Here is a 13680-nt window from a genome sequence, read left to right as displayed (position 1 = left end):
GAGATGATATCGTCGGCCCGGACTTGATCCGGGCCTTGGTTTTTCTCGTTCACGCCGCGCCTGAAGAATAGCCCAACCCCGTGTCAAGCACGGGGCGACGAAGCCTGCACTGCGCCGATTTGGCCCTACAGCCGTTCTTTCTTCAGCCGCATCCCTGCCTTCTCGCGGTCCCACGTATCGGGCGTGATGCCCTCATTGCGCAGTTCGGCCTTCATCACCTTGGCGGTCGGCGTCTTGGGCAGTTCGGGCAGGATGCGGATATAGCGCGGCACCATGAAGTAGGGCATGCGCGCGGCGAGGAATTCCGAGAGCGCGACCGGGTCGATGCTCGCGCCCGGCACCGGGGCAATCACGGCCATGACCTCGTCTTCCGAATACTCGCTCGGCACGCCGATCACGGCCGCCTCGCGCACATCGGGATGCGCAGTGACGTCGCTTTCCACTTCGAACGAGGAGATGTTCTCACCCCTCCGGCGGATCGCGTCCTTCACCCGGTCGACGAAGTAGAAATACCCCTCGTTGTCGCAGCGGAATGCATCGCCGGTGTGGAACCAGCCATTGCGCCACGCCTTGGCGGTCGCTTCCGGGTTCTTGTGATAGCCGCTGTTCATCGCCCAGGGCCGGTCGGTGCGCACGATCATCTCGCCTACCGTACCGATGGGGACTTCGCAGTCGTTGGCGTCCACCAGACGCACGTCGACCCCGGGGCGCACCTTGCCGCAGGTGCCCAGCTTTACCGGATTGGCGTCCGAGACAATGGGCGAGGAAATCTCGGTCATGTTGAAGATAGTGTAGACGTCGATCCCGAAGCGTTCGTGGAACTCTCCCGCGGCTTCGGTGAGCGGCACCATGAAGGCCTTGGTCACGCGGTGGTCGCGGTCTTCCGGCCCCGGCGGGCGCTTGATGAGGAAGGTTGCCATCACGCCCAGCAGGAACACCACGGTGCAGCCGGTGCGCTTGACGAAATGCCAGAAGGTGTCGGTGGAGAAGTTCTCCATCAGCGCGATCGAACCGCCGCGCGCCAGCATCACGAACGGAATGCCAAGCCCGCCGATGTGGAACACCGGCATGTTGACGAGGAAGCGGTCCGCACCCGTGACGAAGTGCCAGCTTTCCGGCCCGGCATTCGTATAGAGGTGGAGGTACGACGAGAGCACGCCCTTGGAAGGCCCGGTCGTGCCCGAGGTATAGATGATGGACTGCGTGTCCCACGGCTCGATGGGCCGGTCGAGCGGGACCAGATCCGCTTCCTCGCCGTTGACATCATCGAACGCATGGACGGCGAACCGCGCCGGCGCGGTGCCCTCGCCCAGTTGCACGATAGTGCTGACAGCCGCCGTATCCGCGCCATCCAGCCGGTCGAGCAGCCCGCCGTGGGCAACCAGCACCGTGGCATCCGAATTGGCCAGAACATGCTCGAGGATAGAGCCGCGGTAGGCGGTGTTGAATGGCACGAACACGCCGCCGAGGTAGTTGATCGCATAGAACACGATCAGCGCCTCACGCCCGTTGGGCAGCCATACCGCGACATGATCGCCGCGCTTCACGCCCAGCTTCTGCAGCCCAGCCGCCTTCCGCACGACCAGATCGCGAAGCTCGGCATAAGTCCACTGCCCGCCGTCCTCGAACACCGCATAGATCGCCTGCGACTGGGAAAGCGCATAATCATCAAGCAGATAACGCAGCACGCAGGCGCGGCGGCCAAGCACGCGCGGATCGCTGTGCCCCTTCGACTCAAGCACGCGCGCCTCCTGCCGGCTGGACCATCTTCTGCACCATGGTGATCGCGTCCATCACCACTTCGGTCGCCGACCAGCGCCCGCCTTCGTGATACCAGAGCGCGATCCAGCTCAGGAGGCCCGAGACCCAGATCGCAGTGCGCGAGGGATGCTGCACGTCGAATTCGCCGCTGCGCTTGCCGCGTTCGAGCAATGCAGCAAGCTTGGTATCGAAGGTGTGCCGCAACTCCCGGATGCGCCGCGCGTCCTCGGGCAGCAGGCATTTCTCTTCGCGCAGGTAGACGGTCACGTAGCGCTGGTTCTCGATGATGATCCGCGCCACTCGCTCCACCACGATCTTCAATTGTTCGCTCGCCGTGCCCTCCACGCTCAGCGCTTCTTCCAGCGCCGTCAGCGAAAGCTGGATGCCGGTCTGGCAGATCTCGTAGAGCAGCTCGCCCTTATTCTTGTAGTACGAGTAGATGAAGGGCTTGGTAACGTTGAGCTGCTCCGCCACGGAATCGAGCGTCGTCGCTTCATAGCCATTGGCGAAGAAGAAGTGGCTTGCTTCCTCAAGAATGCGCCGCCTCTTGTAGGCGGTGATCTCATCCTTGAGCTGGGCTGCGGCGCGCTTCTTCTTCGGCTTGTCCATCATGTCCGCCGCATCCGTGCTGTCTGCCAATTTGTGCATCAGCCCATCGCGGTCCGCAAGATTTCCATCACGTCTGCCGCCGTGGTGATCGTGCGCGGATTGGTGCGGCCCCAGATGTCTTCCAGCGTATACTCGGAAACGAGCTGGAGCTGGTTCTCGCTCACCCCCACCTCGCGCAAGGAGCGCGGCATGCCGAGCCCGCGGATCAGCTTGTCGAGCAGCTCCGAAGCCGGGCGCGATGCATCGCCAAGGCAGGCGCTGATGCGCTTCTGGCGGTCGGCATTGACCGAGAGATTGAACGCCTGGACATAGGGCGACATGACGCAGGAGGTATAGCCGTGCGGTACATCGCACGTGCCGCCAAGCACATGGCCGATGGCGTGGCTGGCGCCCATCGGCACGCCGCCGATGATCGGGATCATCGATTGCCACGCGCCGATCTGGCACTTGAGGCGCGCATCGAGATCAGCCGGGTCCGCCTTCACTGCCGGCAGGCCTTCGGCCAGCAGGCGCAGCGCGCTGTCGGCAATGCCATCGCAGAAGTCGTTGGAGAGGAACGAGGCCAGCGTCTCCGTCGCGTGATCGACCGAGCGCACCCCGGTCGAGAGCCACAGCCACTCGGGCGTGTGCACCGTGATCGCGGGATCAAGCACGACGCAGACCGGCACCATCTCGCGCTGGGTATAGGCCTGCTTGAGCTTGATCGCCTCGTCAGTCGCGCCCGAAAGCGGATTGAACTCGCCGCCCGAAAGCGTCGTCGGCACGCAGATCGCGCGCACGTCCGGCCCTTCGAAATCGGGGATCACCATCGCGCCGGTTTCATCGACCCGCACGCGGTAATCGTCGAAGCCTTCGATGGTGGTGATGTTGTGCTTGAGGCAGACGAGCAGGATCTTGCCCGCATCGGTCACCGAACCGCCGCCCACCGTGACGACCAGATCGGCGCCCGCCGCGCGTGCGGCATTGGCGGCGGCGAGCACATCGCTGCGCGGCGCGTGCGGCTGGATGCCATCATGCGTCGCGGCGTGGCGATCGCCCAGCGCGGCTTCGATCCGGCGGATCTCGTCGGTCTTGCGGTTGAGGTAGCTGCTGGCGAGGATGAACACGCGCTTGGCACCGCGCGCCGCCGCTTCCTGCGCAACCGCTTCGGCTGCCGGAACGCCCAACGTGACGCGTTCGGTTGCCGTGAGCATGACCTGTGAGGCTGTCACCACTGCCGTTCTCCCATGATTGCTTTGTTTATACTGCTTGGTAGCAATTATGGAATGTGGGTCAACTGTGGATTAGGGCCACCCGATCCTGAAAGTGCAGACCTCATCGCCGCGCGCGCAGCAATGCTCGTGGCGCACCAGCACGTGCGGGCTGACCAGTTCGCGGAACAGGCGCGTGAACACGCCGCGGTGCCACGGACAGTTCGGCATGGCGATGGGATTGTGGCCGATGGCGATGATCGCCGCTCCCCGCTCAATCGTGGCCGAAAAATCGCCCGATCCGGCAAAGGTCCAGGCATGCACCCGGATCGAGCGCAGCAGCATCCGTGCCGACAAAGTGGGCGGCAATCGCCGGAGCAGCCATTGCGCTCCCTTCGGAATGCGGTTCGCCAGCAGGTACTTGGCAGTCCGCTCACCCGCCTCCCACGAAAGCTCGTCCCATTCATCGGGCCGGCGGGCCTGCACCACCTTGTGCAGCGCAGCCGCCTCCCGCTCGTCGGTCATCCGTTCGGGATCGGCGGCGAGATACTTCGCCAGCCCCGCCGCATGCAGTGTCGCCGCGCGCTCCTCCAACCCGATCCGGTCAGCCAGCACATCGGCCAGCTGGATGATGGCGTTGGGGCCGACTTTCCCCAGCGCCGCGCTCATATGTGCGCTCCACTCCGCCCCGGCGCATCGCCGCGCGCTGGCACGCCGTTGAATTCATCAAATTCGTCGTCCGTCAGCTGCTCGGTACCGCCGCCGCAGGCCTTGATAACGCCGGCCGCCTCGTGGACGACGGCCTCGCGTTTTGCCGCCTTGCGGCTGGTCTCCGCCGCCGCCTTCCAGTCGCCCGTCTCCGCACGGTGGTTGGTGCGGGTGCGGTCGAACTTGAAGTCGACGCCCTTCTTCGATTGCGGGCCCCAGTAGTTGACCCGGCCCAGATCATAGAACGTGCGCTGGAAACCCGCCTTGAGGAACGCCTTGAGGCAGCCAAGCAGGTATTTGCGCCGGTATCCCGTACCCTGCCACGGATAGGAAAACAGCGCCTTCCGCATGTAGAAACGGCGGTAGTTGTTCATCACCCGGTCGAGCAGTTCGGCCCGGTCCATCGCCGCAGGCTTGATGATCGGGGTGACGAAATTGTACTTGTCGAAATCGTGGATCTCGACCTTGTCGCCCAGTTCCTCGAACAGGTTGGAGAAGGGCCAGGGCGTGTACATCGACCAGTTCGCAAGGTCCGGCTTCCAGTCCATCGCCATGCGGTAGGTCTCTTCGAGCGTCTCCGCCGTCTCGTTCTCAAGGCCCACGATGAACTGCGCCTCGACGAGGATATCCGCCTCTCGCAGCAGGCGGATCGCCTTCTTGTTCTGCTCGACCGTGGTTTCCTTGTTGAACAGATCGAGCTTCAGCTGCGCCGCCGCCTCGGTGCCGAGCGAAACGTGGACGAGCCCCGCCTTGCGGTAGAGCGCGAGGTATTCCTCATCGCGCAGGATATCCGTCACGCGGGTGTTGATGCCCCACTGGATCTTGTCCGGCAGGCCGCGCGCGATCAGTTCCTCGCAGAAGGCGATGAACTTCTTGCGGTTGATCGTGGGTTCCTCGTCGGCAAGGATGAAGAAGCCGACATCGTGGTCGTTCACGAGACCCTCGATCTCGTCGACCACCGCCTTGGGATCGCGGATGCGATAATCACGCCAGAACTTCCACTGCGAGCAGAACGAGCAGGTGAACGGGCACCCGCGCGCCATGTTGGGAATGGCGACCCGCTTGCCCAGCGGGATATAGATGTACTTGCCCCACTCCAGAATGCCCCAGTCGGGCTTGATCTTTTCAAGGTCCTTCACCGTCGGCGCGGCCTTGGTGGCGATGATGTCCGACCCATCGAGGAAGGCGAGGCCCTGGATTTCGTGGCGCGCCACCGGCCAGCGCCCGTCATCGATCGAACGCACCAGATCGAGCAGGATTTCCTCCCCCTCCCCGCGCACGATCACATCGATCCACGGCGCTTCGGTCAGCACCTGCTTGAACATGAAGGTCGCGTGGACCCCGCCCAGCATCGTGATGATCGCGGGCGAGACCTTCTTGGCGATCTTCAGCGTTTCCTCTGCCTTGTAGATCGAGGGTGTGATCGCAGTGGTGCCGACGACATCGGGTTTCAGTTCGCGGATGCGCGCTTCCAGCGCCTCGTCATCCACATGGTCCGTCATCGCATCGATGAAGTGGACGTCGTCGTAGCCCGCCCCCCTCAGGGCCCCTGCCAGATAGGCCGCCCAGGCAGGAGGCCAGTTCCCCGCAATCTCCGCGCCGCCGGAATGGTAATTCGGATGAACGAGAAGAATGCGCATGACCTGTCACTCCCGATTGACAGGTCAAGGCTCCATTGTTTTGGACACTGGATCATTGATCCAGCGCAACTGGGCTTTCAGCCAGCAGCGACCATATCGATGCGCTGCAGCACCAGCGGCAATTGGTCGTTGCCGAAGTACATGAAAGCGCCATCGACGTAGATCGTCGGCGAACCATAGGCCCCGCGCGCAATCGCCTCGTCTGTATTGGCGCGCAGCCGCGCCTTCACCTCGTCGCTCCCGGAAGCCGCCCGCAGTGCCGCGCCATCAAGCCCGCAGGCATTGGCGATGTCCTCCAGCACGGCAGGATCGTCGATATTGCGCGCGTCGCCGAAATAGGCCTCGAACGCCGCCTCACTGAAACGCACCAGATCCTCAGGTCGCTCCTCCAGCGCGCAGCAGAAGCGCATCGCGTGGACCGACTTCACCGGATGGAATTCCGAGGGAAAGTTCATCCGCAACCCTGCAAGCCGCGCCCATTCCTTGAGCCAGACGAAGCTCAGGCGGAACTTCGGATTATCCGGATTCGCGCGGCTTTCATAAACGCTCTGGTTCACCGCATTGAACACCCCGCCAACGAGGAAGGGCCGCCACGTTACCGTGACATCGCGCCCTTCAATGTCGGCGCGGAAGTTGTGAAACGCCAGCCGCGTCCACGGCGAGGAGAGATCATAGAAAAACTCGACGCGCACGCTCATACCTTGTCCTCATCCTTGATCCCGAAAAGCACCCGCCGCGCTTCGGCATCGTCCTGCGGCCGCTTGTTGATCAGCTCGCGCCCCACGGCCATTCCGCGCCGGAGGCCCGGACGTTCCTTCAACCTGTCATACCATGCCTTCAGCGCCGCGAATTCCTCCAGCGGAATGCCTTGCGCCTTCCACGTCTGGATCCATGGAAAGCAGGCCATGTCGGCAATCGAATAGTCGGCCCCGGCAACATGTTCGTGCCGCGCCAGTTGGCGGTCGAGCACGCCATACAGCCGCAACGCCTCCGCCCGGTAACGGTCGGTCGCATAAGCAATCCGTTCGGGTGCATAGAGCCGAAAATGCCCATGCTGCCCCAGCATCGGCCCCAACCCGCCGATCTGCCAGAAAAGCCACTCCATCACCGCCTTGCGCCCGCGCAGGTCGGCAGGAAGAAATTGCCCCGTCTTCTCCGCCAGATAGAAGAGGATCGCCCCCGTCTCGAACACCGGCACCGGCTCGCCGCCATCCGCCGGGGCATGATCGATGATCGCGGGTATCCGGTTGTTGGGGCTCACCGCGAGAAACTCGGGCGCAAACTGCTCGCCCTTGCCGAGGTTGATCCACTTCACCTCATAGGGAAGCGCGCATTCCTCCAGCATGATGGAAATCTTCCACCCGTTGGGCGTCGGCGCGCTCAGCAGTTCGATCATCACCGTGTCCTGTCGGCATCCTCTGGCGCCAGACATTCCACGCCGCCACGCGACATGCAACGCCGCAATCCCACCCGCGTACGTGCCGATCGCGCCGTGATCGGCAAAGCTGGCGCAACCTTTGGCACAATCGCCGCGCCCACCCCATCAAAGGGGCTTGATGCGCGCCGACGATCCCGCCATACGGCGGCTCCGGCGTTCGCCGCTGGCAGTGCGCAAAAGCTGCCCGAGCGGGTGTAGCTCAATGGTAGAGCAGCAGCTTCCCAAGCTGAATACGAGGGTTCGATTCCCTTCACCCGCTCCAGCTTGCCATCCAAGTCTCCCGCGCCGTTTGACGGATATTGCCGGAAGCCGGTTTTTGCTGATGCGCCGGCGCGCGGGCGATCAGTCTGAACGCCCAGCCTTGCGCTGCGCCAGTTCCGCCGCACGTGCTGCGCTGGCGGCCACGCCGGCGATATACCAATCGTCTGCTTCCACCGGGATAATCAGCCCGCGCACCAGCTTGCGTTCGCAGGCGAGATGCCGTGCGACGAGATCGGTGAGGCCTTCCATCATGGCATCAAGCTGCGCACGGGGACGGCCAACGAGCGTGAGGCAGGTGAAGAAGGGCGCAGGCACGGCGCCATCGCTAACCAGCCTTCCGCCAACCGCGCAGCGGCGCGGTGCGATATCGCAAACCAACGCGCGCACCCGCTCGACCGGGACCGGCGTGAGTTCGGGATAAAGCGCGGCGGCGAAGGCATGGCTGGCTTCGATCAGCAGCGTGTCGATGGCCGTTTCAGGATAGGCCGAGCTGACAAGATGGAACTGGATGATGGGCATGAAAAAGCGCTCCTCAGGGCAACCCGCGCCGACGGCCAGCGTCGAGAAACAGCGTCGATCCGGCCAGTGCATCAGCTTCGGGCGCCAGCAGGGTGGAAACCGCCCAGGCCACCTGCTCGGCGCTGACGAAGGCGCCGATGGCGGATTCCGCGCGCATCGCGTCAAGCTCGTCTTCAAGATCACTGCCGTTGCGGCTGGCGCGCGCTGCGGCAACATTGCGCAGGCGCTCGCTGTCAGCCGGGCCGGGCGCAATGAGATGCGCGGTCACGCCCTGTTCGCCGTACGCCCAACTGAGCTGGCGGATGAGGTTGGCAACGGCGGCGTTGGCGACACCGGCGGTCGCGGCATAGGCGGTCGGTTCGAACCCATAGTGTCCGCCGATGGCGACGAGCCGCGAGCCGGAGCGCAGCCGCGCCTCGGCCCCGCGCACCAGCCGCAGCATACCGCCAACCTTGATGTTGCAGGCCGCAGCGAGCAGGTCGGGCCGCGCATCGCGCACGCCGCCCGCAACCGGCAGGCCCGGCGCATGGACAACCATCGCAACGGGCAAGGAAAGCGTGCTGGCAATCGCCGGGATCGCGCTGTCGTCGCCCATGTCGGCCAGCAGCGGGGTGAACCCTTCGCCGATGGTTTCGGCCAGCGCGGCAAGCGGGGCCTCGCTACGGCCGATGCCGATCACCGACAGCCCTTGCGCCGCCAGCCTTGCGGCAATCGCGCTTCCGAAAGTGCCGCCCGCGCCCACGACAACGGCGTGCTCCTGACGAGGCCCCATCGCCGGATCAGGCCGGAAGCAGGCCGCGCGCCCGCGCCATGGTCAGCGCGGTGTCCTCGATCATGTCTTCCTGTCCGCCGATCATCTTGAGGCGGCCCAGTTCGACCAGCAGCTCGCGCGCTGGCAGGCCGTACTTCCGCTCGGCATCCTTGGCGAAGTAGAGGAAGGTCGAATAGACACCGGCATAGCCCAGCGTCAGCGCATCGCGGTCCGCGCGCGGAGGCTTGGCCATCATCGGCAGCACGCGCTCTTCGGCAACGTCCATCAGCTTGAACGTGTCGATCCCGGTTTCGATGCCGAGCCGGTCGCACACCGCGGCGAAGACCTCGAGCGGGGTGTTGCCCGCGCCCGCGCCGAAGCCCGCAGCCGAACCATCGACACGGGTCGCGCCCGAAGCGATGGCGGCAAGCGAATTGGCGATGCCCATGCCGAGGTTGTGGTGGCCGTGGAAGCCGATCTCCGTTTCGGCCTGCAGCACGCTGCGCAGCGCGCCGACGCGGGCGGTGACATCGTCGGGCAGCATGTAGCCCGCGCTGTCGACGCAGTAGACCGTAGTCGCGCCGTAGCCTTCCATCAGCAGCGCCTGCTCGACCAGCGCTTCGGGTGTGGTCATGTGCGCCATCATCAGGAAGCCGACGGTGTCCATGCCGAGCTTGCGGCCAAGGCCGATGTGCTGCTCGGTAACGTCCGCCTCGGTGCAGTGCGAGGCGACGTGGACGCAGCCCGCGCCGTTGTCTGCCGCCATGCGCAGTTCATCGAGCGTGCCGATGCCGGGAACGTGGAGCACCGAGACGACCGCGTTCTTTACGCGCGAGGCGACGGCGGAGATGTATTCCTGATCGGTGTGCTTGCCGCGCCCGTAGTTGAGCGAGGAACCGCCGAGGCCGTCACCGTGCGTCACTTGCATGAACGGCACCCCGGCAGCATCGAGCCCGGTCGAGATGTCGATCATCTGCTCGACCGAAATCTGGTGCCGCATCGAGTGCATGCCATCGCGCAAGCACATGTCGTGCAGCTTGACCTTCTTGCCGCGCACCTGTTCTTCAAGCGTCATCACACAGTCTCCATGCTGGCAGGGGCGGCAAGGCTGAAGGTGCCATCAAGCATGTGCCGCGCAAACAGTTCGGCGGTGCGCGCTCCTGCGGCGGTCATGATGTCGAGGTTGCCCGCATACTTGGGCAGGAAGTCACCCAGCCCTTCGACCTCAAGGAAGATGGCCACCTTGCGGCCATCGAAGGTGGGCCCGTTCTTGAGCCGGTAGCCGGGCACGTACTTCTGCACTTCGGCGATCATGGCGTGGACCGACTGGGTGATCGCTGCCTGATCCGGCTCGTCCGCCGTTTCGCAGTAGACGGTGTCGCGCATCATCAGCGGCGGTTCGGCCGGGTTGATGACCACGATCGCCTTGCCCTGCTTTGCGCCGCCAACCTTCACAACCGCGCCCGAGGTGGTGCGGGTGAACTCGTCGATGTTCTTGCGCGTGCCCGGTCCGATGGACTTCGAGGCGACCGTGGCGATGATCTCGGCGTAATCGACTGACTGCACGCGGCTGACGGCGGCGACCATCGGGATCGTCGCCTGCCCGGCACAGGTTACCATGTTGACGTTGGCGACCGACTGCTCGGCGAGCGCCGCAAGGTTCACCGGCGGCACACAGAGCGGGCCGATCGCGGCGGGGGTGAGGTCGATCATCACCACGCCCAGTTCATTGAGCTTGCGGCTGTTTTCCGCGTGGACATACGCCGAGGTCGCATCAAAGGCGATGCGGATGCCGTCTTCCAGCACGTGCGGCAGCAGGCCGTCCACGCCTTCCTCGGTGGTCTTCAGGCCAAGCTCGCGCGCACGAGCAAGGCCCGCCGATGTCGGATCGACGCCGACCATCCACACCGGTTCAAGCACTTCGGAGCGGAGCAGCTTGTAGAGCAGGTCGGTGCCGATATTGCCCGGCCCGATAATGGCGCACTTGATCTTGCTCATCACGAAGCCTCCTTGATTGTCGCGGCATTTTCCGCCCGTTCGGCGAAGGTTTCTCCGGCCACAGCATAGTGGCCCAGCGGCAGTTCGTTGAGCATCACGCGGACCTGATCCGGCTTGACGCCCAGCGCCTCGACCGTGGCTTCCGTGATGGCCCGAATGAACCGGCGCTTCATGGCTGTGGTGCGCCCTTCGGCGATCACGACGGAGATAATCGGCATTACGCGATCCTGACGTTGATGGACCCCATGTCCTGAAAGCGCGCACAGACGGCGTCGCCCGGCTTGATGGGGAAGGCTTCGGTAACGGCGCCGGTGAGGACGACGCTGCCTGCAGGCAGGATGCGTCCGCGGCTGTGGAGCCAGGCGACGAGCAATTGCGTGACATTGACCGGATGGCCGAGCACCGCGCCACTCGACGCGAAAGCCATCGGTTCGCCATTGATCTCGAGCACGACGCCGACCGCATCGAGATCGAGCCCGACCGCCCTCCGCGCGCGCCCGCCGATCACAAACCGCGCAGAGGAGCCATTGTCGGCCACCACGCTGGCGAGGTCGAACTTGAACTTCTCGAACCGGCTGTCGATGATCTCGATGGCGGGGATGACATAGTCGGTCGCCGCCAGAATCTCCTCGGGCGAGACGTTCGGCCCGGCCAGATCGGCGGAAGTCACGAACGCGATCTCGGCCTCGACACGCGGATGGATCAGCCCTTCGGTCGAAAGCGTGCCGCCCTCGGCCTCGCAGGTATCGCGCATCAACATGCCGAAGCTAGGCACATCGACGCCCATCTGCGCCATCTTCGCGCGCGAGGTGAGGCCGGCCTTGTAGCCGATGAGCTGGCGGCCACGCGCTTCCCAGCGGCCGAGCAGCGCGTCCTGCACATCATACCCGTCGTCGATGGTCATCCCGGGATGTGCATCGGATATCTTGGGCATGGTGTGCGCATGGGTCTGCGCGTGATCGACGTCGGCTGCGATCAGGGCAGCGGCACCGGGCTCAAGCATGGACGCTCTCCCGCGAGAAGGCGATGGAACAGGCACCGATCCCGCCGACCTTCATGGTCAGCCGGTCGCCGGGTTCGATGGCGAACATCGGTCCGAGCGCGCCGGACAGGATGGTCTCGCCCGCGAGCAGCAGCGTGCCGAGGCGGCCCAGCGTGTTGGCAAGCCAGGCAACGGCATTGAGCGGCGAGCCCTGCACCGCAGCGCCCGCGCCGGTCACCACGACTTCGCCATTGCGCATGGCGACCATGCCAGCCAGCGCGAGATCAACGTCGCGCGGATCGACCTTGTCGGCACCGAGTACGTAGACGCCGCAGGAAGCGTTGTCCGCCACGGTATCCTGAATGCGGATGTCCCAGCCATCGATCCGGCTGTCGACGATCTCGAAGCAGGCGCGCACATGGTCGGTCGCGGCGAGCACATCGGCGGCGGTCACGCCCGGGCCGACGAGATCGCGCTTCAGCACGAAGGCAATCTCCGCCTCGGCCTTGGGCTGGATCAGCGTTTCCCACGGCACTTCCGCGCCATCGGCATATTCCATCGCCGAAGTGAGGATGCCGAAATCGGGCTCGAACACGCCGATGGCTTGCTGCACCGCGCGCGAAGTGACGCCGATCTTCTTGCCGACGACCGTCTCGCCCGCCGCCAGCCGATGGACAAGCATGCGCGCTTGCACCTGATAGGCATCAACGATGGACATTCCGGGCGCACGGTCCCGCAGGTTCGGGATCGTCCGGCCGTCGACGAGCGCCGCGTAGAGCTCGTCTCCGAAACGGTTGATGGTGGAAGGATCGAGGGCCATGGGCGCGGTACTCTGCGGGGGAAAGCGGTCGGGTTGCAGCAGGCAGTCAGGTCACGATCGAGAGGAAGCTCTCGTGCAGCTTGCGCTGCGGGTAATCGAGGCCCTGCGGGAACGCGTCCCAGGTCCAGGTGATCGTCTCGTAGTCCGGATAAGGGTAGTACCCGCCCTGGAACGTCTCGAAACGGTTGCCCGAAGGATCCCAGGCATAGATCGTGCAGCCGCGCGTGATGCCGTGGCGCGTTGGCCCGATATCGACCGAGATCTCGTTCTTCGACATGATGTCGCCAGCGCGCAGCACCTTCTCCCAGCTGTCCATCAGGAACGAGCAGTGGTGCAGCTTGCCCGGCTCCGGGTGTTCCACGAAGGCGATGTCGTGGACCTTCTGGCCGCACGAAAGCCACAGCGCGGTCTCTGTCTCGCCATCGGGGCCAAGCACCCGCTCGACGAGGTAGAAGCCGAGGATGTCGACGAAGATGCGCTTCACGTCGGCGATATTGGGCCCATAGAGCAGCGCGTGATCGAAGCGCACAGGGGCGATGCCGGTCTCGCTCTGCTCGTTCCACGGCGCAGGATTGACCATGGGCATGCCGTTGCCGACCGAGGTCTTGGTGGCATAAAGCTCGATCTCGTGGCCGGAGGGCAGCGTGAAGCGCACCCGGCGGCCGGTTTCGAGCAGATCGCCAGCCGGAAGGCTCGTCGTGGCAATGCCTGCTTCAGCGAGCTTCGCCTCGAACCGGTCGAGCGTCGCATCGTCGCGGACCTTGAAGCCGAGGAAATCGATCCCGGCGCTCTCAGCCTCGCGCAGCACGATGCTGTGGTGATCGCGCTCGTCCCAGCACTTGAAATAGACCCGGCCCGATGCATCCCGGCCGGTTTCAACAAGGCCGAGAACATCGCGGTAGAAATGGACTGCGGCATCCAGTTCGAGCACGCGGATCTGCGCATGCCCCGGACGCATCACCCCTTCGAGAGCCATCGTTCGTCCCTTTCAAAATTGGTGGGC

General features: G+C 64.6%; 15 protein-coding genes and 1 tRNA gene. 1 reads left to right on the top strand and 15 read right to left on the bottom strand.

The features are described 5' to 3' along the window. Positions 1 to 125 precede the first annotated feature (125 nt). The 7 genes from NSE01_RS13680 to NSE01_RS13650 all read right to left on the bottom strand — a co-directional run bounded on the left by NSE01_RS13680 (position 126) and on the right by NSE01_RS13650 (position 7304). Positions 126 to 1742 (bottom strand): AMP-binding protein, encoded by a 1617-nt coding sequence (locus tag NSE01_RS13680; protein WP_174812050.1) that lies wholly within the window; start codon positions 1740 to 1742, stop codon positions 126 to 128. After that, a complete protein-coding gene (locus tag NSE01_RS13675; protein WP_170233843.1) occupies positions 1735 to 2400 on the bottom strand; it encodes a TetR/AcrR family transcriptional regulator in 666 nt (221 codons plus the stop codon). The genes NSE01_RS13680 and NSE01_RS13675 overlap by 8 nt, the downstream gene beginning before the upstream one ends. 8 nt (positions 2401 to 2408) lie before the next feature. Further along, positions 2409 to 3581 carry an iron-containing alcohol dehydrogenase gene (locus NSE01_RS13670; RefSeq protein WP_246135209.1) on the bottom strand — a complete coding sequence of 391 codons (1173 nt, stop codon included), beginning with the start codon at positions 3579 to 3581 and terminating at the stop codon, positions 2409 to 2411. A 72-nt stretch (positions 3582 to 3653) separates the two neighbouring features. Then, entirely contained in the window at positions 3654 to 4229 is a 576-nt protein-coding gene (gene bchJ, locus NSE01_RS13665; RefSeq protein WP_147160199.1) for a bacteriochlorophyll 4-vinyl reductase, read from the bottom strand. Next, complete coding sequence (gene bchE / locus NSE01_RS13660) at positions 4226 to 5908, bottom strand: magnesium-protoporphyrin IX monomethyl ester anaerobic oxidative cyclase (RefSeq protein WP_147160198.1); 1683 nt, start codon at positions 5906 to 5908, stop codon at positions 4226 to 4228. The genes bchJ and bchE overlap by 4 nt, the downstream gene beginning before the upstream one ends. 77 nt (positions 5909 to 5985) lie before the next feature. Continuing rightward, positions 5986 to 6606 (bottom strand): 2-hydroxychromene-2-carboxylate isomerase, encoded by a 621-nt coding sequence (locus tag NSE01_RS13655; protein WP_147160197.1) that lies wholly within the window; start codon positions 6604 to 6606, stop codon positions 5986 to 5988. Beyond that, entirely contained in the window at positions 6603 to 7304 is a 702-nt protein-coding gene (locus tag NSE01_RS13650) for a glutathione binding-like protein (RefSeq protein ID WP_147160196.1), read from the bottom strand. The genes NSE01_RS13655 and NSE01_RS13650 overlap by 4 nt, the downstream gene beginning before the upstream one ends. 230 nt (positions 7305 to 7534) lie before the next feature. Between NSE01_RS13650 and NSE01_RS13645 the strand changes: the two genes are divergently transcribed. Then, positions 7535 to 7608 (top strand) — tRNA-Gly (locus NSE01_RS13645). An 80-nt stretch (positions 7609 to 7688) separates the two neighbouring features. Here the strand turns inward: NSE01_RS13645 and NSE01_RS13640 are convergent. From NSE01_RS13640 to NSE01_RS13605, 8 genes are read right to left on the bottom strand one after another with little or no spacing between them, the layout of a single operon-like run. Next, entirely contained in the window at positions 7689 to 8126 is a 438-nt protein-coding gene (locus tag NSE01_RS13640; protein ID WP_147160195.1) for a tautomerase family protein, read from the bottom strand. A 13-nt stretch (positions 8127 to 8139) separates the two neighbouring features. Then, complete coding sequence (locus NSE01_RS13635; RefSeq protein WP_147160194.1) at positions 8140 to 8898, bottom strand: SDR family oxidoreductase; 759 nt, start codon at positions 8896 to 8898, stop codon at positions 8140 to 8142. Positions 8899 to 8905: 7 nt separating this feature from the next. Next, positions 8906 to 9952, bottom strand: coding sequence for a 4-hydroxy-2-oxovalerate aldolase (gene dmpG, locus NSE01_RS13630; RefSeq protein WP_147160193.1), 1047 nt, complete (start codon positions 9950 to 9952; stop codon positions 8906 to 8908). Then, the gene (locus NSE01_RS13625; protein ID WP_147160192.1) at positions 9952 to 10875 is read right to left on the bottom strand and encodes an acetaldehyde dehydrogenase (acetylating); all 924 of its coding nucleotides are present in this window, start codon (positions 10873 to 10875) and stop codon (positions 9952 to 9954) included. The genes dmpG and NSE01_RS13625 overlap by 1 nt, the downstream gene beginning before the upstream one ends. Then, a complete protein-coding gene (locus NSE01_RS13620) occupies positions 10875 to 11093 on the bottom strand; it encodes a tautomerase family protein (protein WP_147160191.1) in 219 nt (72 codons plus the stop codon). The genes NSE01_RS13625 and NSE01_RS13620 overlap by 1 nt, the downstream gene beginning before the upstream one ends. Continuing rightward, a complete protein-coding gene (locus tag NSE01_RS13615) occupies positions 11093 to 11878 on the bottom strand; it encodes a fumarylacetoacetate hydrolase family protein (protein ID WP_147160190.1) in 786 nt (261 codons plus the stop codon). Before NSE01_RS13615 ends, NSE01_RS13620 begins: the two co-directional genes overlap by 1 nt. Next, positions 11871 to 12677 carry a fumarylacetoacetate hydrolase family protein gene (locus NSE01_RS13610; RefSeq protein WP_147160189.1) on the bottom strand — a complete coding sequence of 269 codons (807 nt, stop codon included), beginning with the start codon at positions 12675 to 12677 and terminating at the stop codon, positions 11871 to 11873. The genes NSE01_RS13615 and NSE01_RS13610 overlap by 8 nt, the downstream gene beginning before the upstream one ends. 46 nt (positions 12678 to 12723) lie before the next feature. Further along, the gene (locus NSE01_RS13605) at positions 12724 to 13653 is read right to left on the bottom strand and encodes a catechol 2,3-dioxygenase (protein WP_147160188.1); all 930 of its coding nucleotides are present in this window, start codon (positions 13651 to 13653) and stop codon (positions 12724 to 12726) included. Between the last annotated feature and the right edge of the window lie 27 nt (positions 13654 to 13680).

This window comes from Novosphingobium sediminis, from assembly GCF_007991615.1.
Lineage (GTDB): Bacteria > Pseudomonadota > Alphaproteobacteria > Sphingomonadales > Sphingomonadaceae > Novosphingobium > Novosphingobium sediminis.
The sequence above is the reverse complement of the archived record's forward strand: the minus strand, read 5'-3'. Positions and strand labels throughout refer to the sequence as shown.